The following is a 22,893-nucleotide window of genomic DNA, read 5'->3' on the forward strand; positions in this document are numbered from 1 at the left end:
GGACGTCCCGGAACCCGCCCCGTCCACCTCCAGGTGCTCGACACGATGTACGACGTCTGGAAGCGCGTCGCCCGCACGCGATCGACGAGAGCCGGCGACTTCCGGTTCGCGAAGGTCCTGGTCAGACCGCCCGCCAACCCGGCACCGATCCTGACCGTTCGGGCGTTCGCCCCTCGAGCAGGCAGCCGACCGGCCGTCGCGACACCACGAAAGGTCGTGCGCTCGGTCTATCCACGACCGGACATGACCGGACCGTTGACGATCGCGTCCGTCGACTCCGACGAGCGCCTGGGCGACGAGCGGTCCGGCGACAACGGCTTCGACCTCAGCGATGACGGCCGGTTCGCAGTCTTCGCCTCCGCTGCGACCTGGGCCGACCCGTCCCAGAGACGGCCCGGCCTGCAGATCTTCCTCCGCGACCGGGAGCGAGGCCGGACCACGCTCATCACTCGCGGACTCGATGGGCGACCGACGAACTATTCGTTCACCCCGCTCATCAGCGGCGACGGGCGATGGGTCGTCTACTGGTCGAAAGCTCGAAAGCTGGTGGCCCACGATCCCACCCGGAGTGGTGACTTGTACTGGTGGGACCGTCGTAGTGGGCGCAACTCGGTCGTGGTCGGCGTGCCGCGCGGGGCGTACGTGGTCCGCCCGTTGGCGCTCTCCCGCGACGGTCGCTTCCTGGCATTCGCGACGAGCGCCCCCGATATCTCGCCGTCGCCCGTTGACGAGGCGATGGACCTCTACGTGCTCGACCGGGAGACTGGCGAGGCCGATCAGGTTCCGACGCCGGACACGCCGCGCGGATACGGCATCGAAGACATGTTCGCGGTATCGATGAGCGATGACGGACGGTTCATCGCGTACGCGGTCGACGTTCCTGACCTGTCCCCCAGCATGTATCCCAACAACCGTGAGCTGAGGCTCACCGACAGACGTCTCGGCACCACTCAGGAGATCCCCGTCGACCCGTTCGGCCTACGCGGACCCGTCGAGGATGTCGATGTCACACATACCGCAATGTCCGGGGATGGACGGTTCGTGGCCTATGTGGCCCGGATCGTGCCGTCCGAGCCATCCCGCTCCGCCCGCGCGGCAGTCGTGTGGGATCGCCAGACGGGTGATGTCGAGGTCGTCGCGCAGCCGCCGCGTCCCTACCCCGACCCCAGCGCAGGGCCGGCCGTTGCAGACATCTCGTCCGACGGTCGGTACGTCGCCTACCTGAGCATCGACGTGATCGACGAGCAGGTCCTCCGGGCCGATCGGGTGACAGGCATCGTCGACGTCGTGGTGCCCGACCCACCTGTCGGCCCGCCGGATGGGTCGGATCCCTTCTTCTCTGCTCCGCGCATCAGCGGCGACGGATCCACGATCGTCTTCACCATCGACGCTCTGCAGAAGGAGTACGTCCCAGGAGACATCAATCGGGTGGTGGACCTGTTCGCCTGGGACGCGCCACCCGCTGATTGATCGGCGGTCGGCTCAGGACGCCTGCGCCGCCCGGTACTGCTCGGCCCGCGCCAGCAGCGCAGCGTGCAGCTCGCGCACCTGCAGCGAGACCGGCAGGGTGGTCCGCTGCCGGACGACCAGCGTGACCAGCGTCGGGTCTCCCGCGATCGGGCGGGTGGCGATGAGGCCGGCGCGGTGGAGCGGGTCGCCGAGCACGCTGTAGTCCGGCAGCACGGTGACACCGAGGCCCTCGGCGACGAGCGCTTTGCCCATCTCCGCGCCGTCGGTGCTGTGCGTGGCGTGCGGCAGGTCGGCACCGAAGACCCGGTGCACGTAGCGGTGCATGAGGTAGCCGGCCCGCATCATCACGAATCGCTGGCGGCGCAGGTCCTCGATCGTCACCTGCGTCTGCGCCGTGAGCGGGTGGTCCGCCGGCAGCACCGCGACCGGCCGACCGTGCAGCAGGTCGGTGCCGACCAGGCCCGTGGGCGCGTCGTCGCCGTCGAGCACGTTGACGAGCCCGAGGTCGAGGGTGCCCTCGGCGAGCCCCTCGTCGATCTGCGACTGCTGCAGGGTCAGCACCTCGACGGTCGCCGCCGGCCGGTTGGACTGGAACGCCCGGACGGCCGGCACCAGCAGCGTGGCCGTCGCCGCGTGCACGGTGCCGAGCCGGATCAGGCGGGCATCGGCGCGCTGGTCGCCGGCCGCGGCGCGGAGCCGGTCGACGGCAGCGAGCACCTCCTCCATGTAGGGCAGCAGCTCGCGCCCCTCCCTGCTGATCCGGGCGCCCGTACGCCGCCGGTCGAGCAGCGTGACCTTGAGCTCGCGCTCGAGCTTGGTCACCGACTCGCTGAGCGCGGGTTGGGAGAGGTGCAGCTTCTCGCTGGCCCGCCTGAGCGATCCGTGCCGGGTCACCGCCGCGAGGTACTCGAGTTGTTCGATCCGCATGTTGTCCGCCTTGTTCCGTGAGAGGCCCGCCCGATGGAGCGATCCCGGACACCTGCCATCCACCGGCTTGTGCCGGATCCAAACTCTAGTAACTTGGTAGACAAACAGCAAACGCCACGCCGCACGCATGCGCAGAAACCGCAGGAGAGCCCATGTCCAGCACCCCGCCCCTCGACCCAGAGAACCTCGCGAAGCCGCTCCAGTTCGCCTACTGGGTCCCCAACGTCAGCGGTGGCCTCGTGGTCAGCAAGATCGAGCAGCGCACCGACTGGAACCTCGACTACAACATCGAGCTCGGCCGCCTCGCCGAGAACAACGGGTTCGACTACGCGCTCTCGCAGGTGCGCTACATGGCGGGCTACGGCGCCGCCTACCAACACGAGTCCACCTCGATCAGCCTGGCGATCGCGCTGGCGACCGAGCGCCTCAAGGTCATCGCGGCGGTCCACCCCGGCCTGTGGCAGCCCGGCGTCCTCGCCAAGCTGGTCGCCAGCTCGGACCAGTACACCAAGGGCCGCTTCTGCGTGAACGTGGTGAGCGGCTGGTTCAAGGACGAGTTCACCAAGCTCGGCGAGCCGTGGCTCGAGCACGGCGAGCGCTACCGCCGGTCCGAGGAGTTCATCCGCTACCTGCGCGAGATCTGGACCAGCGACCACGCCGAGCTCAACGGCGACTTCTACCGGCTGCACGACTTCGACCTGAAGCCCAAGCCGTACGACGTCCCCGGGCGCCCGCACCCCGAGATCTTCATGGGCGGCAACTCCACCGACGCCCGCGGCATGGGCGGCCGGGTCACCGACTGGTACTTCATGAACGGCAACACGCCCGAAGGCATCGCCGAGCAGGTGCGCGACGTCAGCGACGTGGCCGCCGTGCACGGCCGCCCCGGGCACGTGCGCTTCGGCGTCAACGGCTTCCTGATCGGCCGGGACACCGAGGCGGAGGCGCGCGACGTGCTCCGCGAGATCATCGACAAGGCCGACCACGAGGCCGTCGAGGGCTTCGGCTCGGCGGTCAAGCAGGCCGGGCAGTCGACGGGCGACAAGAAGGGCATGTGGCAGGACTCGGAGTTCGCCGACCTCGTCCAGTACAACGACGGCTTCCGGACCGGGCTGGTCGGCACCCCGGAGCAGATCGCCCACCGCATGCTCGCCTACAAGCGTGAGGGCGTGAACCTCTTCCTCCTCGGCTTCCTGCACTTCCAGGAGGACGTCCAGTACTTCGGTCGCGAGGTGCTCCCGATCGTCCGCGAGCTCGAGGCCGCGGAGCTGGAGCGCGTCTGATGACTGCCCTCCAGTCCCCGGTCGGCACCGGCGTGCCGGTGCTGACCTCGGAGCAGGCCGTCGAGGCCGCACGCGATCTGGGCGCCCGGTTCGCCGCCGGCGCCGCCGAGCGTGACCGGCGCCGGATCCTGCCGGTCGAGCAGCTCGAGCAGCTGTCGGCGTCGGGCCTGCTCGCGATCACCGTGCCGGAGGAGTACGGCGGTGCCGACCTGCCGGTCGCGACGGTCACCGAGGTGATGCGACTGATCGCCGCCGGTGACCCGAACGTCGCGCAGATCCCGCACAGCCACTTCGCCTACGTCAACGTGCTGCGGGAGGTCGGGACCGACGAGCAGAAGCGCGCCCTCCTCGGCGACGTGCTGCGCGGTGCGCGGTTCGGCAACGCGCAGTCGGAGATCCGGTCGAAGCACGTGCGCGACCACGCCACCACGTTGCGTCCGCTCGGTCCCCGGGTCGGCGCGGGCGCGGCCCGGGCGGAGGAGTGGGTGCTCGACGGCACCAAGGGCTACTGCACCGGAGCCCTCTTCGCGCACTGGATCCCGGTGCTGGCGCACCTCGACGACGACGGTCCGCTCCACGTGGCCTGGGTCGAGCGGCACGCACCCGGCGTCACGGTCATCGACGACTGGGACGGCGTCGGGCAGCGCACCACCGCGAGCGGGACCGTGAGGCTCGACGAGGTTCGCGTGCCGGGCGACCGGATCACGCCGTACCACCTGACCTTCGAGCGGCCGCAGACGTTCGGCGCCTTCGCCCAGGTGCTCCACGCGGCGATCGACGCCGGCATCGCGCGGGCGGCACTCGCCGACGCCGCGGAGTTCGTGACGACCAAGAGCCGGCCCTACCCGGACGCCGGCGTCGAGCGGGCTGCCGAGGACCCGCTGGTGGTGCACGCCTTCGGGGAGCTCGAGCTGCAGGTCCGGGGCGCCGAGGCGCTGCTGGCCGAGGCCGGGCGCGCGGTCGACCGGGCCAACGCCGACCTTCGCGAGGGCACGGCGGCCCGGTCGAGCATGGCCGTCGCCGCTGCGCGAGCAGCGACCTCGGCCGCCGCCGTCGAGGTGGGCAGCCGGCTCTTCGAGGTCTGCGGCACCCGCTCGGCGCTGGCGTCGCTCGTGCTCGACCGGCACTGGCGCAACGCCCGCACCCACACCCTGCACGATCCCGCCGCGTGGAAGGTCCAGCACCTCGGCCGCTACGCGATCGACGGCACCCTCCCACCCCGACACGGACAGCTTTGAGGACCTCATGACACTCAACTTCCACTGGTTCCTGCCCACCAACGGCGGCGACGGTCGCCACGTCGTCGGCGGCGGCCACGGCGTCAACCCCGGTCACCCCGGCCGCCCCGGCGACGTCGCCTACCTGACCCAGGTCGCCCGCGCGGCCGAGGACAACGGGTTCGACGCCGCCCTCACCCCGACCGGCGCCTGGTGCGAGGACGCCTGGCTGTCGACCGCGATGCTCAGCCAGACCTCGGAGCGCCTCCGCTTCCTGGTCGCCTTCCGCCCCGGGCTGGTCTCGCCGTTCCTCGCCGCGCAGATGGCAGGGACGTTCCAGAACCTCACCGGCGGCCGGCTGCTCCTCAACGTGGTCACCGGGGGTGAGCAGCACGAGCAGCAGATGTACGGCGACTTCCTCGACAAGGACGGCCGCTACGCGCGGTGCGACGAGTTCCTCGCGGTGGTCCGCCGGCTGTGGGCAGGCGAGACCGTCGACCTCGACGGCGAGCACGTGAAGGTCGCCGCCGCGTCGCTCGACCAGATCCCCGACCCGGTGCCGGAGATCTACTTCGGTGGGTCCTCCCCCGCCGCCGGTCGGGTGGCGGCGCGCCACGCCGACGTCTACCTGACGTGGGGCGAGCCGCCCGCTGCGGTCAAGGAGAAGATCGACTGGATCCGCGACCTCGCGGCGGCCGAGGGCCGCGACGACCGGCCGATCCGGTTCGGCATCCGGATGCACACCATCACCCGCGACACCTCCGCGGCCGCGTGGGCCGAGGCCGACCGGCTGCTCGCGCAGATCCCCGAGGACGCGATCCGCCGGGTCCAGGACGGCCTGGCCCGCAGCGAGTCCGAGGGCCAGCGCCGGATGCTGGCGCTGCACGGCGGCAGCTCGGACGAGCTCGAGGTCTATCCCAACGTGTGGGCCGGCATCGGGCTCGTGCGCGGCGGCGCCGGCACGGCGCTCGTCGGCAGCCACGAGGAGGTCGCGGACCGGATCGAGGAGTACGCCGCGCTCGGCATCGAGGAGTTCATCCTCTCGGCCTACCCGCACCTCGAGGGTGCGTACTGGTTCGGCGAGGGTGTGTTGCCGATCCTGGGGCAGCGCGGGCTCTGGCAGGACCCCCGGCCCCCGCGGCACCACAACGCAGCGGTGCCGTTCGCGACCGTGGGGCGGGCCGCCTCGTGACCGCAGACCCCGCTTCCCCTCCTCCCCGGACCGCGGTCGTCGTCGGCAACCCGAAGCCGGCCAGTCGCACGCTCGACGCGGCGACCTTCCTGGCCCGCGAGCTCACCGGCACCGAACCCGACCTGGTCGTCGACCTCGCCACGATCGGCGCCGAGCTCGTCGACTGGCAGGCCGCGAGCGTCAACGACCTCGCGACCCAGGTCGGCAGGGCGGACCTCGTCGTCGTCGCCTGTCCGACCTACAAGGCGACCTACACCGGCCTGCTCAAGCTGTTCCTCGACCGGTTCTCGGTCGGGCAGCTGGCCGGCGTCGCCGTACCCCTGATGCTCGGCGCGGGTCCGGCCCACGCGCTCGCGCCCGAGATCGGCCTGCGGCCCCTGCTCTCCCACCTCGGCGCCCTGGTGCCCACGACGGGGCTCTACGTGCTCGACAAGGAGTACGACGATCCCGCCGCCTACGCCGACTGGCTGGCCGGCGCCCGACCCGCCATCTCCGCCCTGCTCAGTCGACCCCGAGGAGTCTCGGCATGATCACCCCGCAGAACACGCTGACCGGCATCACCACCAACCAGGATCTCGACCCGACCCGCCTGCGGGCGGCGTTCGGCAGCTTCCCGAGCGGGGTGGTCGCGGTGGCGGCCGAGGTCGACGGCGACCTGGTCGGGCTCGCCGCGAGCTCGTTCACCTCGGTCAGCCTCGACCCGCCGCTCGTGTCGGTGTCGCTGGCCAACTCGTCGAAGACGTGGCCCGACCTGCGGCGCGCCGGCCGGCTCGGCCTGACGGTGCTCGCCGAGCACCACGGCGAGGTCTGCCGCCAGCTCGCCGGACCCGTCGACCAGCGGTTCGACGGCGTGCCGGTCACGGTGACCGACGCGGGTGCCGTCACCCTCGACGAGGGCGTGGCGCGGTTCGACTGCTCGATCTACCGCGAGGTGGAGGCCGGCGACCACACGATCGTGCTGCTCCTGCTGCACGCGGTCGAGCACGGCGTCGACTCCGACCTCGGCTCGCCCCTGGTCTTCCACCGGAGCGCCTTCGGCCGGATGGCCGTCTGACCAGGTCGCCGCCTACGCGTGCTGCGTCGCGGGCTTCCAGCTCGGGCGGGTGGCCTCGTAGGCGGCGATCTGGTCCTCGTGGCCGAGGGTGATGCCGATGTCGTCGAGGCCCTCGAGCAGCCGCCACCGCGTGTAGTCGTCGATGTCGAAGGAGTCCTGGACCTCGCCGTCCGGCGTGCTGACGGTCTTCGCCTCGAGGTCGACGGTGATCTGGCCGCCCGGGTTGTCCTCGAGGTAGTCCCAGAGCGCCTGCACGACCTTCTCGTCGACCTGCCCGGCGACCAGGCCGGCCTTGCCGGAGTTGCCGCGGAAGATGTCGGCGAACCGCGCCGAGAGGACGACCTTGAACCCGTAGTTCTGCAGCGCCCACACCGCGTGCTCGCGGGACGAGCCGGTGCCGAAGTCGGGTCCGGCGACGAGCACCGAACCGGCGGCGTAGGCCGGCTGGTTGAGCACGAAGTCCGGGTCGTTGCGCCAGGCGGCGAACAGACCGTCCTCGAAGCCGGTGCGCGTGACCCGCTTGAGGTAGACGGCGGGGATGATCTGGTCGGTGTCGACGTTGCTGCGCTTGAGCGGGACGCCGACGCCGGTGTGGCTGGTGAACTTCTCCATGAGGAACCTTTCGGTGATCGAGTGGTCCGAGCGCGCTAGCGCGAGGACGTATCGAGATCCAGGTCGGCGGGGGACGACAGCGTGCCGCGGATCGCGGTGGCCGCGGCGACGGGGACGGACACCAGGTGAGTGCGTCCCCCCTTGCCCTGCCGGCCCTCGAAGTTGCGGTTGGACGTCGATGCGCTGCGCTCCTGGGGAGCGAGCTGGTCGGGGTTCATGCCGAGGCACATCGAGCAGCCCGCGCCGCGCCACTCGGCGCCGGCGTCGATGAAGACCTTGTCGAGGCCCTCCTCCATCGCCTGGTTGCGCACCCGCACCGAGCCGGGCACGACGAGCAGCCGGGTGCCCTCGGCGACCTGGTGGCCCTCGATGATCTCGGCCGCGAGGCGCAGGTCCTCGATCCGGCCGTTGGTGCAGGAGCCGACGAAGACGGTGTCCACCTTGATCTCGCGCATCGGGGTGCCGGCCTCGAGGCCCATGTACTCCAGCGCCTTCTCGGTGGCGACCTTGTCGGTCGCGTCCTCGAAGTCGTCGGGGCTCGGGACGGTCGCGCCGAGCGGCACGCCCTGGCCCGGGTTGGTGCCCCAGGTGACGAACGGCGTCATCGTCGAGGCGTCGAGCACGATCTCCTCGTCGAACTCGGCGTCCTCGTCGGTCACGAGGGTCTTCCAGTGGGCCACCGCGGCGTCCCAGTCGGCGCCCTGCGGCGCCTCGGGCTTGCCCTCGATGTAGTCGAACGTGGTCTGGTCGGGAGCGATCAGGCCGGCCTTCGCGCCCCACTCGATCGACATGTTGCAGACCGTCATCCGGCCCTCCATCGAGAGCTCCTCGATGGCCTGGCCGCGGTACTCGACGATGTAGCCCTGCCCGCCGCCGGTGCCGGTGTGGGCGATCAGGGTGAGGACGAGGTCCTTCGCGGTGACGCCCTCGGGAAGGCTGCCGTTGACGGTGACCGCCATCGTCCTCGGCTTCGCCTGGGGCAGCGTCTGGGTCGCGAGCACGTGCTCGACCTCGGACGTGCCGATGCCGAACGCGATCGCGCCGAACGCACCGTGGGTGCTGGTGTGGCTGTCGCCGCAGACGATGGTCATGCCCGGCTGGGTCAGCCCCAGCTGCGGGCCGACCACGTGCACGATGCCCTGCTCGACGTCGCCGAGCGGGTGCAGACGGACGCCGAAGTCGGCCGCGTTCTTGCGCAGCGTGTCGACCTGGGTCTTGCTCACCGGGTCGGCGATCGGCTTGTCCCAGTCGACGGTCGGGACGTTGTGGTCCTCGGTCGCGAGGGTGAGGTCGGGGCGTCGTACCTTCCGGCCGGCGAGGCGGAGCCCGTCGAACGCCTGCGGGCTGGTCACCTCGTGAATGAGGTGGAGGTCGATGTAGAGGAGGTCCGGCTCCCCCGGGGTCGACCGGACGACGTGCTCGTCCCACACCTTCTCCGCCAGGGTCTTGCCCATGACTGCTCCTCGTCGCTCGTCTCGACTGTGCTGACGGCCCGCGCGACGGATCGCGTCGCAACCGGGCCTGACCTACGGTCGGATCCTACCCCTTGCATCCCATGATCTGAGACGGTAGTCTTGCCATATGGACAACTCGAGTGGTGTCGGCGTTCTCGACAAGGCGGCTCTGGTGCTGACGGCGCTGGAGTCCGGACCCGCCACGCTGGCCGGCCTGGTCGCCGGCACCGGCCTGGCCCGCCCGACCGCGCACCGGCTCGCCGTCGCCCTCGAGCACCACCGGCTCGTCGCCCGCGACATGCAGGGCCGGTTCGTCCTCGGCCCCCGGCTCGCCGAGCTCTCGGCCGCGGCCGGCGAGGACCGGCTGCTCGCGACCGCCGGCCCGGTGCTCGCGCGACTGCGCGACATCACCGGCGAGTCCGCCCAGCTGTGGCGCCGCCAAGGCGACCACCGCGTCTGCGTCGCCGCCGCCGAGCGCCCCTCGGGCCTCCGCGACACCATCCCGGTCGGCTCGCAGCTGACGATGCGCGCCGGCTCTGCCGCCCAGGTGCTGCTCGCGTGGGACGACCCGGACCGCATCCACCGCGGCCTCCAGAACGCCGCCTTCTCCGCCGCCGAGCTCTCCGCCATCCGCCGCCGCGGCTGGGCCCAGTCCGTCGGCGAGCGCGAGCAGGGCGTCGCCTCGGTCTCCGCCCCCGTCCGCTCCCCTGGCGGCAAGGTCATCGCCGCCGTCTCGGTCTCGGGCCCGCTCGAGCGGCTCTCCCGCCAGCCCGGCCGGATGCACGCCCCCGCCGTCCTCGCCGCCGCCGAGCGGCTGTCCGAGTCGCTACGGCGGGCTGCGGCGGAGTGACCGAGGACTGTCCGAGGAACGAGGACGGTCCTCGACCAGTTACGAAGGTCGAGTAGCGCCTCGGCTGAGCTTGCGAAGCCGGGACGCGCGTATCGAGACCCGGGAGTAGCGCCGTCTCGATACGCCCTCGGGCACTCGACGACCGATCAGCTCAGAACAGGGCGGTCTCCTGCTGCTCGAGGGAGAGCAGGGCCTGCTTCCGGTCGAGGCCGCCGGCGTAGCCGGTGAGGGTGCCGTTGGCGCCGATGACGCGGTGGCACGGGATGACGATCGGGATCGGGTTGGAGCCGTTGGCCAGGCCCACGGCACGGGAGGCGGCGTTGGACTTGCCGAGGCGCGCCGCGATCTGGCCGTACGACGCGGTCTCTCCGTACCCGATCAGCGTGAGCTGCTCCCAGACGGCCTGTTGCCAGGCGCTGCCGGTGGGGGCGAGCGGGAGGTCGAAGTCCTTGAGGTCCCCGGCGAAGTAGTCGCGCAGCTGCCGGACCGCCTCGACGAGCACCGGGTCGGTGTCGTCGCGGTCGCCCCGTGGGCGACCGTCGGAGTCGCGGAACGGCGAGAACTCGATCTGGGTCAGGGCGCCGTCGCGCGCCACGATCCGCAGCTCGCCGACGGGTGAGTCGATCACGGTCCAGGTCATGAGCTCTCCTCCAATGAGGTCCACAGGTGTAGCAGGGCATAGGAGCGCCACGGCGCCCAGGTGTGCGCGATGTCCGGGTCGGCGTCGGGCCGCCCGAGCGCGCTGAGCGCGTTGCGCACGCCGACGTCGGTCGGCAGGTGGATGTCGGGGTGCCCGAGGGCACGCAGGGCGATGTAGTCGGCGGTCCACGGACCGATGCCGGGGAGGGCGAGCAGCGCGCGTCGTACGTCGTCGCGGTCGGGCCCCCGGTCCAGCGCGACGTCGCCGGTGGCCAGGGCCGCGGCGAGCCCGACCAGGGCGCGGCCGCGGGCTCGTGGCATCGGCAGCTGCCCGGGATCGAGCGCGGCGATCGCCGCAGCGTCGGGGAAGAGGTGGGTGAGGCCGGGGACGTCGGTGGTGACCGGTCGCCCGTGCTGGGCGACGAGCCGTCCGGCGACGGTCCGCGCGCCGGCGACGCTGACCTGCTGGCCGAGGACGGCTCGGACGGCGATCTCGTCGCCGGCGACGTGCCCGGGAACCCGCAGACCGGGCCGGCGCCGCACCAGCGGCCCGATCACCGGGTCGCCGGTGAAGTGGTCGGCGACCGCGATCGGGTCGCAGTCGCCGTCGAGCAGCCGGCGCACCCGGGCGACGGCAGCGGTGGTGTCGCGCAGGTCGTGCAGCACGAACCTGGCCGGGACCAGCGCGGTCTGGCCGGGGTCCAGGACGTCGGTGAGCTCGAGACGGACGGTGCCCGGTCCGTGCGGGAGGTCCAGGGTCCGGGCGTACCACCCGTCCCCCGCCACCTCGACGCCGTCGACCGCGCGCACCGCCAGGAAGCGCAACAGCGCGGACCCCGCGAACGGCGTGCGGACCGCGAGCCGGAGCTCGATCGCGCCCGGGGTCCGTGCGCCGCCCCGCCGCCCGCGCAGCTGGGTCGGCGTGGCGGCGTAGACCTCGCGCACCGTGTCGTTGAACTGACGGACGCTCGCGAACCCGGATGCGAACGCGATGTCCGCGAACGACAGGTCGGTCGTCTCGACGAGGACCCGCGCGGTCTGCGCGCGCTGGGCGCGGGCGAGCGCGAGCGGCCCTGCCCCCAGCTCGGCGGTGAGGACGCGGGACAGGTGCCGCGCGGTGTAACCGAGCCGGTGCGCGAGCCCGTCGACACCCTCGCGGTCGACGACGCCGTCGGCGATCAGCCGCATGGCGCGGCCCGCGACCGTGGCTGCGGCGTCCCAGTCCGGGCTGCCCGGGGTCGCGTCCGGCAGGCAGCGCTTGCACGCGCGGTAGCCCGCGGCTTGGGCGGCCGCGGCGCTGCGGTGGAAGGTCACGTTGTGCAGCGCTGGTGTTCGGGCCGGGCACGAGGGCCGGCAGTAGATGCCGGTGGTCCGCACCGCGATGTAGAACACCCCGTCGAAGCGGCGGTCCCGCGACTTCACCGCGGAGTAGCAGGACTCGGTGTCCAGGCCCGGGATCGTCGCAGTGGTGGTCGTCATGCGTCCATCCTGTACGACGCCACCGACAACTTCTCGCGGGAATCGGACATGGCCGTCGGACTACGTGGGACCGATGCTGCTCCAGCTTCGCAGGGTTCCGTCGAGCGCGTCGATCACCCGCGTCCACGACTCGCCACTGGACGGTCGCCGGTGCCCGAAGGCACCACCGGCCTCCAGCTCGACGAATCCCCGCAGCACGCTCGCGACCAGGCGGACCGCGTGGACCTGCTCCTCCTCGGACACCGGGTAGCCCCGCAGCACCGCAGCGGTCTGCTCGGCGACCCGCGCACCCGCGGCCTGCAGCACGTCGGTGACCGGTACGTCGAGCGCTCCGGCGGCCTCGAAGCGACCGGGGTGCTCCCGGGCGTAGTTGCGGTGGACGTCGGCCAGCGCGACGAGAGCGTCGCGGCCCGAGCGCCCGGCGAGCGCCCGGTCGCCGCGGTCGGCGAGCTCGGTCAGGGCCAGGGCGGTGAGCCCGGCCATCAGGTCGGTCGTGCCTTGCAGGTGCGAGTAGAGGCTCGGCACCCGGACGCCCACCGCGCGGGCGACCGCGCTGAGGCTCACCTGCCGCAGGCCGTGACCGTCCGCCAGCTCCGCAGCAGTGGCGACGATCGCGTCCCGGTTCAGCCGGGGCCGCTCCTCGGCGCGTGGGGTGGAGCCCGTCACCGCTGGACCCGCCGCAGGAACGTCTCCAGGTTGACCAGCAGCCGGTCGACCCGCTGCTCCGGCGTCGTCGTCTCCTCCAGCAGGCTCACGACCGGCGTCGGCGCCCAGCCCCGCGCGTAGCCGGAGCACCGCAGGTCGCTGCACACGTCGACCCCGACGGTGTTGCCGTCGCGTCCTGCCCTGCCGGCCCGGTTCGCGACCATCAGCGACACGCCGTTGGCCGGGTGCACGGTGCAGCACAGCGAGCACATCCGAGCGCGGCCGCTGCCGCTGGCGTTGCGGCGCAGCCGGATCCCCAGCACCCCGTCGTCCCGCGCCACGACGACGTAGGCCAGCTGCGGCGACTTCGGGTCGACCCAGCCCAGGAAGTCGAGACTCTCCCACGGCAACGTCTCGAGGCCGTCGGGGAGGTTCGCCCGCTCCGCCTCACCCCGGCTGCAGTTGACGAAGGAGCTGCGGATCTCGCGCTCGGTCAACTGGTGCATGACGCCACCGTAGATTCCCTAACATCTTTAGGCAAAATCCTAAAGGGTCAGAATCTGCAATCGGGCCCACGTCGTCGACCTGCGCTCCTAACCTGCCTCTACCAGCACCACCCAGGGGGGACGATGCGGCCTACCTCGCGCATTTTCGTCGCGGCACTTCTTCTCGGCGGTGTGCTCGCCGCCGTCCAGCCGACCGCCCGGTCGGCGGAGCCGACACCCACCAGTCCTCCCGTCGCGACGGCCGACCCGGGACCGCACGACGTCGACCTCGGTCGCGACGCCGTGCTGCCGCCGGCGCCGCCGGGGAAGGCCCGAGTCCGGATCCGCAAGTACCCCGGCAAGGTGATCCGCTACTGGGCGAACGTGCCGAAGTCCTACCGGTGGGCGGTGAAGGAGGCAGCGGCGGCGTGGAACCGCACCGGCCTCGACATGACGTTCAAGCCGTCGAGCAGGGCGAGGTCGGACCTCACCATCGAGGTCGACAACATCGGCTTCGAGGGCGGCCTGGCGACCCTCGGCTACGCCCCGCGCCGCTACCGCTGGGTCAAGCTGTCGCCCGGGATGATGGGGCCCGGCGGCTTCGGCGGCGGCATGTCGCTCGACGAGCGCCGCGTCTACACGATGCACATCGCCGCCCACGAGCTCGGTCACACGCTGGGGCTCGACCACCGGTCGGTGCAGTGCGGACTGATGGGCCCGATCCTCTGGATCGGCGACTGCAAGGCGTGGACGGCCGAACCGGGCTACTTCCACTGCCAGGTCGTCGACGCCACCGACCTCGGCCGGGCGGTGCGCCTGTACGGCGGACGGCGCACCCTCGCTCCCGAGTCGTGCCCGCTCGACAAGCTGCCTCCGCCCCTCTCGGACGTGACCATCGAGGGCAGCGGACCCACGGGCGGACCGGCGCGGATCTCGTGGGTACCGCCGGCAGGCGCGTCCCCCGGCACCGAGGTGCAGGTGCTGCGACGTGCCGGCACGTCCTGCGAATTCGTCGGTGTCGGCAACGGCACCGCACCGGGCCGCTTCCCCGCTGCTGTCAACGTGACCCGGCTTCCGCTCGACAGCAGTCCGTACACCTTCCCCGGCGACGGCGACTTCTGCTTCGGCGTCCGCACGGTCAACACCTCTGGTGCCGGTGCGGGCCCGGTGAAGAAGGCGCTCACGCTGCAGGCGCTTCCGCCGAGCGAACCAGACGCGACCAGCGTGCTGCACACCGTCGAGGGCTACTACCGGCTCACGCTGGGCGCCACCCTGCCGGAGGGGCAGGACCTGCTCGCGCTGGTGCGCCCCACCGGCCAGTGCGCACCGCTCACCTGGCCGACGGAGGAGGATCCCGACGACCACTACGCCTCCTTCTTCGACGACGCCTACGAGATCTGGGACGAGGACGTCGACCAGGCGTGCGTGACCGTCTACGCGATCGACGGCAGGGGCCGGATCAGCCCGGGCGTCCAGCTCCAGGCAGCCGCCGCGCCGACCCCGTCGAAGCCCGACCTTCGCGACGTCCAGCTGCGTCCCGACGACGAGGAGATCCGCTTCCACACGACCGCGCCCGACCCCAGCCGGTTCGAGCTGGTGGCGGTCGTCGCGGAGACCTGCCACCCGACCTGGGACGAGGATCTGCGCTGGGACTCGGACGTGCCGTGGTACGACGAGGAGTCGGGCTGGTGGCGCGCCTGGTACGACAGCTACGACGTCAGCGACCCCTGCCTGTCGCTGTTCGTCCGGAACGCCGACGACGTCTACAGCGCGGGCGCAACCGTGCGACCCTGACCGGGCGACCCGGGACCCCTGCGAACGAGAGAGGCCCGGATCTCTGTGAGATCCGGGCCTCTGTCTGTACCCCCGACCGGATTTGAACCGGCGTTACCGCCGTGAGAGGGCGACGTCCTAGGCCGCTAGACGACGGGGGCAACATGTTGTCCGGCCTTGCGGCCTTTCAACGAGTGAGAACTCTAGCGAGCGTCCGCTTCCAGGGCCAAATCGGCCTTCCTGACGGCGGTCCCGCCTGTTCCCGCTGGTCTACTAGGACTCGAACCTAGACTAACTGGACCAGAACCAGTCGTGCTGCCAATTACACCATAGACCACAGTTCGCACTGCTGCTCGGCACCCGTCCCTCGCGGTTCAGGAGCCGACGAGAAACCTTACACGCGGGGTCGTTTCGCCTCCAAAACGACCTGCTCCGTCGCGGTCTCGACGCCGCGGAGGCGACCGACCCAGAGGACCAGAGCGAGGTAGCCGAGCGACTGCACGAAGGTCACCGGCAGCAGCCACCAGGTGCCGGCGACGGGCGCGAGCGCTTCGCTGATGTCGCCGAAGACCAGCGCCAGGCCGAAGAAGACCCAGTTGTTGAGGACGTGCATCGCGATGCCGGCCTCGAGCCCGCCGGTCGCGATGACGAGCAGGCCCGCGACCAGTCCGAACGCGAACCGGTCGACGAAGACCGGCGGGTCCTGGACGCCGTGGGCGAGGGCGAACAGGAGCGCCGGCACGACGACGGCGACCGCGGCACCGACCCGACCGGGGGCGATGCCGCCGACGGCCTGGGTGAGGTAGCCGCGGAAGCCGTACTCCTCCCCCGCGGCCTGGAGCGGGATGGCGAGCACGATGATCAGCGCGAACGCGATCGTCCGGTCGGTGACCTCGCCGGCGGTGCCCTCGAGGGAGGCGCCTCCGGTCTCCGGCAGGAGCAGCGAGAGCCCGATCGAGGCGCCGAGGGCGACGGCAGCGAGCCCGGAGCAGACGAGCAGCCACCGCCACCGGATCCGCCCCACGACCGAGGAGACCCAGCCGCGCGGCAGCTCGTGCACGAGCCGGGAGGTGACGACCGTGAGCGGCACCGCCAGCGCGAGGGTGCCGGTCACGAACGCCAGGCCCACCGGCGTGAGCGGGTCGGTGCTGATCTCGCCGAACGGCTCGCCGACCCCCAGGTAGATGCCGCCGACCACCTGGGCGGTGACCAGCAGCCCCAACGCCAGGCCCGCAGAGCCGAGGACCGTCCGCGTCCAGCCGGTCCGGCCGAGCCGGTGCAGCTGGTGGTAGCGCAGCCCCGCCGCGCCGGTCTCAGCCGAGGGCACGCTGCAGCCGGCCGAGGCTGCGGTCGCGGCCGAGCAGCTCCATCGACTCGAAGAGCGGTGGCGAGACCCGGCGACCGGTCACGGCCACCCGCACCGCGCCGAACGCGACCCGTGGCTTCAGCCCAAGCCCGTCGACCAGGGCACCCTGGAGCGCCGTCTGGATCGCGTCGGTCGACCACGGGTGCAGGTCCACGAGCGCGTCGTGGGCCGCCTTGACGACGTCCAGCCCCTTCTCGTCCAGCAGCTTCTCGGCGTCGGCCGCGTCGACCTCGAACGCCTCTTCCGCGACGAACAGGAACCCGAGCATCGCCGAGGCCTCGGTGAGCTTGTTGATCCGCTCCGCGACCAGCGGCATCGCCAGCTCCAGCAGCTGGGCGTCGGAGTCGTGGACCGGGTCACCGACCACACCGTCGGCCTTGAGGAACGGCAGCGCGCGGTGGGTGATGTCCTCGACCGACAGCAGCCGCATGTGGGCAGCGTTGATCGCCTCCGCCTTCTTCATGTCGAACCGGGCCGGGTTGGGGTTGACGTCGCCGATGTCGAACGCCTCGACCATCTCCTCGAGCGTGAAGATGTCGCGGTCGGCCGCGATCGCCCAGCCGAGCAGCGCCAGGTAGTTGAGCAGACCCTCCGGCAGGAAGCCGTTGTCGCGGTAGGCCAGTGCGTGCGCCTCGGGATCGCGCTTCGAGAGCTTCTTGTTGCCCTCGCCCATGACGTAGGGCAGGTGCCCGAACCGCGGGGTGGAGTCGGTGAGCCCGATCTCGATGAGGGCGTCGTACAGGGCGATCTGGCGGGGCGTCGAGGACAGCAGGTCCTCCCCGCGCAGCACGTGGGTGATCTCCATCAGGGCGTCGTCGACCGGGTTCACCAGCGTGTAGAGGGGCTCACCGTTCGCCCGGCACAACGCGTAGTCGGGCACGAACTGGGTCTCGAAGCTGATCTCACCTCGCACCAGGTCGTCCCAGGTGATCGTGCCCTCCGGCATCCGGAACCGCACGATCGGCCGCCGGCCCTCAGCCTCGAACGCCGCGACCTGCTCGCTGGTGAGCTCACGGCAGAAGCCGTCGTACCCCATCACCTTGGAGCCGGACGCCTTGCGCCGCGCGTCGACCTCCGCGGTCGTGCAGTAGCACTCGTAGGTGTGGGACGACGCGCGCAGCCGGGCGAGGGCGTCGGCGTAGAGGTCGGCCCGCTCGCTCTGCCGGTACGGCGCGTGCGGCCCGCCGACCTCCGGCCCCTCGTCCCAGTCGAGCCCGAGCCAGCGCATCAGCTCGATGATCGAGTTGTAGGACTCCTCGGTGTTGCGCGCGGCGTCGGTGTCCTCGATGCGGAAGACGAAGGTGCCGCCGTGGTGGCGCGCGAACGCCCAGTTGTAGAGCGCCGTACGCACCAGGCCCACGTGCGGGCTTCCGGTCGGCGACGGCGCCATCCGCACCCGGACCCCGTTGTTGTCGCTCATGCTCGCTCCCTCCTCGCCACGGTGTTCGTCAGTGCTCCCAGACCCTCCACGAACACCTCGACCTCGTCGCCGGGCTCCATCGGGCCGACGCCTTCGGGGGTGCCGGTGAGGATGACGTCGCCGGGCAGGAGGGTCATCGCCGAGGAGATGTAGGCGACCAGGTCGGGAATGTTCCAGCTCATGTCGCTCGTGGTGCCGTCCTGCACGACGTCGCCGTTGAGGAACGTCTGCACCCGGCGACCGTCGATGAAGGCCTGCGGGTCGAGGTCGTTCTCGATCCACGGCCCGAGCGGGCAGAAGGTGTCCATGCCCTTGGCGCGCGCCCACTGGTTGTCGGTCTTCTGCAGGTCCCGCGCGGTCACGTCGTTGGCGATCGTGTAGCCGAAGATGACGTCGGTCGCCTGCTCGGGCGGCACGTCGCGGCAGATCCGTCCGATCACGACCGCGACCTCGCCCTCGTAGCTGAGGTGCGAGGTCTGGGACGGGTAGAGGATCGCGTCGTCCGGCCCGATCACGCTGGTGTTGGGCTTGAGGAAAAGCAGCGGCTCGGCCGGCTGGTCGCCGCCCATCTCGGCCGCGTGCTTGGCGTAGTTCTTGCCGACACCGACCACCTTGCTGCGCGGCAGCACCGGCGCGAGCAGCTTCACGTCCCTGAGCCGGTGCTCCTTCTCGAGCAGCCGCAGGCCGACGTACATCGGGTCACCGGCCAGCTCCACCACCATCGCGTCCTCGGCCGGTTGGCCGAACTGGTCGAGGTCACCGGTCACCACGCCGTACGACGGTTCGTCCCCTGTCGTGAATCGAGCGATGCGCACCCGCCGAGCCTAACGTTCGGCTCGACGGGTGCGCGTCCTGGCTCTGCGGATCAGTACCCGGGGGTCAGGCTGGACGTGAACGACAGGTCGATCTCGTCCTTGTAGGCCGTGAACTCGGCGTTGCCGCCGACCACCTTGGCGCTCGGACCGACCCGCCACCCGGTGTCGACGAGCTCGCCCTGCTGGTCGACCTTCACGTAGATGCCCGACTTGAAGCCGGCGTCGACGACGTTCCCGACCTTGCCGCCGCCCTTGGCGCCTGCCCAGAAGGAGACGTTGCCCGTGCGGAAGTCGAACTTCACGTCGACAAACACGTGCAGCAGCGGAATGATCTCGGCGGAGAACGACTGCTCGATGCGCTCGCAGCTGACCTTCAGCGAGGTGGGACCCAGCGACGCCCTCAGGGACAGGTTCTTCAGCCCCTTCTCGCAGTTGCCCGGGGACGCGACGTCCTCGTTCGCCGGCGGGTCCAGCACCTCCGCCGGCAGCGGGTCGACGCAGTGGTCGCGGTAGAGGTTCACCAGGTGGGTCCAGAAGCCCGCCTGCTGGACGAGATGGGCGTAGACGTCCCGCTCCAGCCCGTCGATGTGGTTGAGCATGAGCTGGTGCGCCTCCTCGTCGACGAGGTTGGCGGCCAGACCGGTCATCAGCTTCGACCACACCGAGAAGTAGTGGTTGGCGCGGGTCTGGGCGTCCTGGATGGTCGAACGCCACTCGCCGTGCGCGGTCACCAGGGCAGGCCGGCAGGTGCTGTTGATCTCCTTCTCGAAGCAGTTCGGGATGTTCGAGCCGGCGCAGGCCGCCCAGGCCTCGTCGTTGAGCCGGCCGTAGGTCGACTGCACCTCGCCGGTTCCCCCGCCCCAGAACTCCTCCTTGATCTCGGTCAGCTTGTCGATCTCCTCGTAGAAGGCGTCCTGCGCCGCCTCGACCTCGGCGTCGAGGTGGGTGCGGTAGACCAGCACGAAGATCGAGTCGCGGCGGTCGATCTCGGCCCGGGTGCGGGCCTCGTCGGTGTCGCGCAGGTGCTGCTCGATGCGGTTGGCCTCGTCGATGTTGGCCTGGATCTCGGCCTGGAAGCCGTCCGAGATCTCCTTGTAGACCGGCCGCATCGTCACCGCCTGCGAGGGAGTTTGAGCGATCGGCAGCTGCCGCAGCGGCACCGCCTCCCCGCGGGTGATGTCGAGGTCAGGCGTGGGCTGCTCGGGCTCCTCCGTCGGCGGAGTTTTCGGCACCTCCTCGTCGGAACGGATCCGGCTGCGCCGGATGTAGCGCATGGCGAGCGCGTCCTGGCCCTTGCAGGCCGCGACGGTCGCGAGCCCCGCGTCGGCCTCGGAGAGCAGCGGGGCGAGCTGCTTCGCGCTGGCGAACAGGCGCTCCGCCGCGTCGGACCGACCGGTCATCACCAAGGCCTGGCCGCGGATCACCGCGGCAGTCGCCTGCGGCGGGATGCCGAGCGGCGTCCGCAGGAACTCCCGGCCGACCGCGGCGTCGAGCAACGCGATCGCCTGGTTCGGTAGACCGACCGAGGTAGCGAGTGCCGCCGCGTTGACGAGGTGGGAACCGCGCTGGGGCTGGAGGCGGTGGGCCTCGAGCAGCGCCGCCAGCGCGATGCCGGGCGAGCCGGCGGCCAGGGCCGCCGCAGCGGTCTTCTGAGCGGCGTCGGGAGTGCTGACCTCGCCGGTCGCCTTCAGCTCGGCGATGCCTCCCGGGGCCTTCTCGTCGAGGTAGTCGCGCACGCTCGTCAGCGCGGAGCCGAGGGTGTACTTCTTCACCGGGTACGTGCTCGTGCAGAAGATCTTCACGAACTGCAGGGCGTCGGCCTCGTCGTCAGGCCAGCGGTAGGTGTCGCTGAACGTCTGGACCGTCAGGTCGCCCTCGGTGCCGACCTGCTCCTCGACCTGGACGGTCTTCGTCGCGGCACGGCAGTTGTCCGCCTCCTCCGCCTCGCCGACCTTGCCGAGGTCGTCCGCGCAGACGAGCACGCGGTAGTCCCCGGCCGGGATGCCCGCCGGCACCAGGAACTTCACTGCGCGCACGTTCTGCTTCGCGCCGGCCTTGAGGGCCTTGACCGCGGCCTCACCGTCGAGACGCAGGTCGAAGAGTGCCGATCTCGGGTTGGTGCGGCTGGTTCGCCGCTCGGCCAGGCTGGCGGCGACGTCGGTGGTCAGGTAGACGCGGGTCGAGGTCGCCGGAGCGTTGCGGCGGCCGACGTTCGCGACCGTGTGGGTGACAGTGACCTCGTCGCCCTCGACGACCGAGGTGGTGCTGACGGTCGCCTTGGTGACACGGAGGTCGGCCTTCGGTGCGACCGCGGCGGCCGGGGGCGGGGTGAGGGCGAGCAGGGAGCCGGCGACGGCGGTGACCAGGCCGGCGGCGAGGGCCGCGCGGTGGCGCGGTCGTCCGGGGCGGGGATTCATCATCTCTCCAGGGGTGGTGGTGGAATCGCGTGCCCGCCGCCGAGTCGGGCACGAGGAGTGAGGGAACCAGTTCCGGACCCCCGCTCGCACCCGGGAACCCGGGGTCCTGAGCGGTGGTGGCCAGTGGTTTTCGTTCCTGGGGATGACCCTCGCAGTCGCCGCTTGAGCCCCGCTTGAGGCCGACTTGATCCCGCGTTGCCTAGGCTGGACCGCCGTGGAGGTCGTAGCAGTACCGGCACCCGAGGTGCTGCCCGCCGAGGATTGGCGGGAACGCGCCGCGGCCCATGCTGCGCGCGTCGACCGCTACCTCGCGCCGCACCTCGAGCGCCGCGATGCGCGGGTCAAGCACCCGGTCTTCGACTTCCTCTTCACCTACTACTCCTACCGGCCGGCCCAGCTGCGCCGCTGGCACCCGGGGTACGGCGTGGCGCTGGCCGAGGCGGAGGAGTACGCGGGGCTCAAGGGTTATGGGCGTCTCGATACGGCCTCGCCCAGCGGCTCGGCCTGCTCGACGACCGGGAGCTACGTCGAGTCCCAGCGCCCGCTGGTCGAGGCACTGCACCGGCTGTTGTCGGCGACCGCGCGGCGGCCGGGGAGCTTCGGCTGCTTCGGCCTGCACGAGTGGGCGATGGTCTACCGGCTGGCGGAGGACGAGACCCGGCACGCGGACTGGCCGCTGCGCCTCGGCCCGGCCGGCACCGACGAGGTGGTCGAGCAGCACCGGATCGCCTGCTCCCACTTCGACGCCTACCGGTTCTTCACCGACCCGGCCCGTCGGCTCAACACCCTCTCCCCCGGCCGCGACGACCGTCCGGCGTACGAGCAGCCGGCCTGCCTGCACGCCGGCATGGACCTCTACAAGCACGCGTTCCGGCTCTCGCCGATGGTCTCCTCGGACCTCGTCGCCGACTGCTTCGAGCTGGCCTGGGACGTCCGGGTGATGGACATGCGTGCGGCGCCCTACGACCTCGCCGAGCTCGGCTTCGCCCCGGTCCGGATCGAGACCGCTGAGGGCAAGGCGGAGTACGTCGCCGCCCAGCGCGCCTTCGCCGACCGCGGCGCGCCGCTGCGGCGGCGGCTCATCGAGGAGTGCGAACGCCTCCTCGGATGAGCCGCCGCGCAGCCAGCCGGCCGTGCGACCAGTCCGTCAGGCCGAGACCGGCACCCGCACGTCCGGCGCCGGTGCGGACACCGCGGGCTCGGGCGTCGGCGTGCGGAGCGCGACCGCCGCGAACACCACGACCGACGCGGCGATGGTCGCGTAGACGTGGCCGGGGGTCACCCGGTCCCACTCTCCGAGCAGGATGACGAACCCCGGAACCGTGCAGGTGGTGAACGCCTGGATGAGGGTGAGCCAGCCGGCGGCGGCGGTGAGCCGGGTGACGCCCAGGGCGAGCACGAGCCAGAAGACGGTCCACAGCCCCGTCCACTGCAGCCACAGCAGCCCGGTCGTGGTGTCGTCGAAGCGGACGATGTTGGTGACACCGAAGCCGGCCGCGACGACCGCGACCCAGAGGGAGTACCAGCCCAGCCCGTCGGCGGCGTACCCCTTGAGGTTGCCGATGCCGACGTAGAGGTAGGTGAACCCGAACAGGAAGATCCCGGCCGCGCCGAGGATCTCGTCCGGTGTCTCGGCGTGGCTGATCAGCCAGAACGGGATCGCCGTCTGGAGGCCGCCGACGAAGAGGTTGAAGACCCCGGCGCTCTTGGGGTCGACCTTGCCGAGGAACAGGAGGCCGTTGACGAACAGCACGGCCCCGACGAAGAGCAGTCCGACAGTCGACATGTCAGCCCC

The 22,893-nt window shown here is 71.3% G+C and carries 21 protein-coding genes and 2 tRNA genes; 9 read left to right on the forward strand and 14 right to left on the reverse strand.

Going from position 1 to position 22,893, the window contains the following annotated elements; translation table 11 throughout:
- The first annotated feature begins 45 nt into the window (after positions 1-45).
- Positions 46-1,470, forward strand: coding sequence for a TolB-like translocation protein (locus DJ010_RS17405; RefSeq protein WP_146207381.1), 1,425 nt, complete (start codon positions 46-48; stop codon positions 1,468-1,470).
- 12 nt (positions 1,471-1,482) lie between these two features.
- Here the strand turns inward: DJ010_RS17405 and DJ010_RS17410 are convergent, their stop codons facing one another.
- The gene (locus DJ010_RS17410) at positions 1,483-2,397 is read right to left on the reverse strand and encodes a LysR family transcriptional regulator (protein WP_109696086.1); all 915 of its coding nucleotides are present in this window, start codon (positions 2,395-2,397) and stop codon (positions 1,483-1,485) included.
- 152 nt (positions 2,398-2,549) lie between these two features.
- On the opposite strand from DJ010_RS17410, the gene sfnG reads away from it, so the two are divergent.
- From sfnG to DJ010_RS17435, 5 genes are read left to right on the forward strand one after another with little or no spacing between them, the layout of a single operon-like run.
- Entirely contained in the window at positions 2,550-3,680 is a 1,131-nt protein-coding gene (gene sfnG / locus DJ010_RS17415; RefSeq protein ID WP_109696088.1) for a dimethylsulfone monooxygenase SfnG, read from the forward strand.
- Positions 3,680-4,918 carry an SfnB family sulfur acquisition oxidoreductase gene (locus tag DJ010_RS17420; protein ID WP_109696090.1) on the forward strand — a complete coding sequence of 413 codons (1,239 nt, stop codon included), beginning with the start codon at positions 3,680-3,682 and terminating at the stop codon, positions 4,916-4,918. The genes sfnG and DJ010_RS17420 overlap by 1 nt, the downstream gene beginning before the upstream one ends.
- Positions 4,919-4,925: 7 nt before the next feature.
- The gene (locus tag DJ010_RS17425) at positions 4,926-6,089 is read left to right on the forward strand and encodes an LLM class flavin-dependent oxidoreductase (RefSeq protein WP_109696092.1); all 1,164 of its coding nucleotides are present in this window, start codon (positions 4,926-4,928) and stop codon (positions 6,087-6,089) included.
- Complete coding sequence (locus DJ010_RS17430; protein WP_109696094.1) at positions 6,086-6,619, forward strand: NADPH-dependent FMN reductase; 534 nt, start codon at positions 6,086-6,088, stop codon at positions 6,617-6,619. The genes DJ010_RS17425 and DJ010_RS17430 overlap by 4 nt, the downstream gene beginning before the upstream one ends.
- The gene (locus DJ010_RS17435; RefSeq protein ID WP_211318853.1) at positions 6,616-7,143 is read left to right on the forward strand and encodes a flavin reductase family protein; all 528 of its coding nucleotides are present in this window, start codon (positions 6,616-6,618) and stop codon (positions 7,141-7,143) included. The genes DJ010_RS17430 and DJ010_RS17435 overlap by 4 nt, the downstream gene beginning before the upstream one ends.
- Positions 7,144-7,155: 12 nt before the next feature.
- Here the strand turns inward: DJ010_RS17435 and leuD are convergent, their stop codons facing one another.
- Entirely contained in the window at positions 7,156-7,755 is a 600-nt protein-coding gene (leuD, locus tag DJ010_RS17440) for a 3-isopropylmalate dehydratase small subunit (RefSeq protein ID WP_109696096.1), read from the reverse strand.
- A 35-nt stretch (positions 7,756-7,790) separates the two neighbouring features.
- Positions 7,791-9,209, reverse strand: coding sequence for a 3-isopropylmalate dehydratase large subunit (gene leuC / locus DJ010_RS17445; protein WP_109696099.1), 1,419 nt, complete (start codon positions 9,207-9,209; stop codon positions 7,791-7,793).
- Between the two features lie 127 nt (positions 9,210-9,336).
- On the opposite strand from leuC, the gene DJ010_RS17450 reads away from it, so the two are divergent.
- Entirely contained in the window at positions 9,337-10,059 is a 723-nt protein-coding gene (locus DJ010_RS17450) for an IclR family transcriptional regulator (RefSeq protein WP_109696101.1), read from the forward strand.
- 151 nt (positions 10,060-10,210) lie between these two features.
- On the opposite strand, the gene DJ010_RS17455 is transcribed toward DJ010_RS17450, so the two are convergent.
- The 4 genes from DJ010_RS17455 to DJ010_RS17470 are packed head-to-tail and all read right to left on the reverse strand — an operon-like array spanning position 10,211 to position 13,328.
- Positions 10,211-10,699, reverse strand: coding sequence for a methylated-DNA--[protein]-cysteine S-methyltransferase (locus DJ010_RS17455; protein ID WP_109696103.1), 489 nt, complete (start codon positions 10,697-10,699; stop codon positions 10,211-10,213).
- Complete coding sequence (locus DJ010_RS17460) at positions 10,696-12,177, reverse strand: AlkA N-terminal domain-containing protein (RefSeq protein WP_109696105.1); 1,482 nt, start codon at positions 12,175-12,177, stop codon at positions 10,696-10,698. The genes DJ010_RS17455 and DJ010_RS17460 overlap by 4 nt, the downstream gene beginning before the upstream one ends.
- A 60-nt stretch (positions 12,178-12,237) precedes the next feature.
- Positions 12,238-12,843 carry a TetR/AcrR family transcriptional regulator gene (locus DJ010_RS17465; protein ID WP_211318854.1) on the reverse strand — a complete coding sequence of 202 codons (606 nt, stop codon included), beginning with the start codon at positions 12,841-12,843 and terminating at the stop codon, positions 12,238-12,240.
- Positions 12,840-13,328: an FBP domain-containing protein gene (locus DJ010_RS17470; RefSeq protein ID WP_109696107.1), complete on the reverse strand. Its 489-nt coding sequence runs from the start codon at positions 13,326-13,328 to the stop codon at positions 12,840-12,842. The genes DJ010_RS17465 and DJ010_RS17470 overlap by 4 nt, the downstream gene beginning before the upstream one ends.
- A 123-nt stretch (positions 13,329-13,451) precedes the next feature.
- Here DJ010_RS17470 and DJ010_RS17475 point away from each other — a divergent pair, with 123 nt between their 5' ends.
- Positions 13,452-15,101 (forward strand): matrixin family metalloprotease, encoded by a 1,650-nt coding sequence (locus tag DJ010_RS17475; protein ID WP_146207382.1) that lies wholly within the window; start codon positions 13,452-13,454, stop codon positions 15,099-15,101.
- Between the two features lie 67 nt (positions 15,102-15,168).
- Here the strand turns inward: DJ010_RS17475 and DJ010_RS17480 are convergent.
- The 6 genes from DJ010_RS17480 to DJ010_RS17505 all read right to left on the reverse strand — a co-directional run bounded on the left by DJ010_RS17480 (position 15,169) and on the right by DJ010_RS17505 (position 21,098).
- Positions 15,169-15,241 (reverse strand) — tRNA-Glu (locus DJ010_RS17480).
- Positions 15,242-15,345: 104 nt separating this feature from the next.
- A tRNA-Gln gene (locus tag DJ010_RS17485) sits at positions 15,346-15,417 on the reverse strand.
- 57 nt (positions 15,418-15,474) lie between these two features.
- On the reverse strand, positions 15,475-16,407 hold the full coding sequence (locus DJ010_RS17490; protein ID WP_109696111.1) for a CPBP family intramembrane glutamic endopeptidase: 933 nt from the start codon (positions 16,405-16,407) through the stop codon (positions 15,475-15,477).
- Positions 16,394-17,866 (reverse strand): glutamate--tRNA ligase, encoded by a 1,473-nt coding sequence (gene gltX, locus DJ010_RS17495; RefSeq protein ID WP_109696113.1) that lies wholly within the window; start codon positions 17,864-17,866, stop codon positions 16,394-16,396. The genes DJ010_RS17490 and gltX overlap by 14 nt, the downstream gene beginning before the upstream one ends.
- Positions 17,863-18,681: a fumarylacetoacetate hydrolase family protein gene (locus DJ010_RS17500; protein ID WP_109696115.1), complete on the reverse strand. Its 819-nt coding sequence runs from the start codon at positions 18,679-18,681 to the stop codon at positions 17,863-17,865. Before DJ010_RS17500 ends, gltX begins: the two co-directional genes overlap by 4 nt.
- A 50-nt stretch (positions 18,682-18,731) precedes the next feature.
- Positions 18,732-21,098: a CARDB domain-containing protein gene (locus DJ010_RS17505; protein ID WP_158283050.1), complete on the reverse strand. Its 2,367-nt coding sequence runs from the start codon at positions 21,096-21,098 to the stop codon at positions 18,732-18,734.
- Between the two features lie 214 nt (positions 21,099-21,312).
- Between DJ010_RS17505 and DJ010_RS17510 the strand changes: the two genes are divergently transcribed.
- On the forward strand, positions 21,313-22,209 hold the full coding sequence (locus DJ010_RS17510; RefSeq protein ID WP_109696119.1) for a 3-methyladenine DNA glycosylase: 897 nt from the start codon (positions 21,313-21,315) through the stop codon (positions 22,207-22,209).
- A 36-nt stretch (positions 22,210-22,245) separates the two neighbouring features.
- Here DJ010_RS17510 and DJ010_RS17515 read toward each other — a convergent pair whose 3' ends face one another.
- Positions 22,246-22,884 carry an AmiS/UreI family transporter gene (locus DJ010_RS17515; protein ID WP_109696121.1) on the reverse strand — a complete coding sequence of 213 codons (639 nt, stop codon included), beginning with the start codon at positions 22,882-22,884 and terminating at the stop codon, positions 22,246-22,248.
- Positions 22,885-22,893: the final 9 nt, after the last annotated feature.

This window comes from Nocardioides silvaticus (genome assembly GCF_003160695.1).
Lineage (GTDB): Bacteria > Actinomycetota > Actinomycetes > Propionibacteriales > Nocardioidaceae > Nocardioides > Nocardioides silvaticus.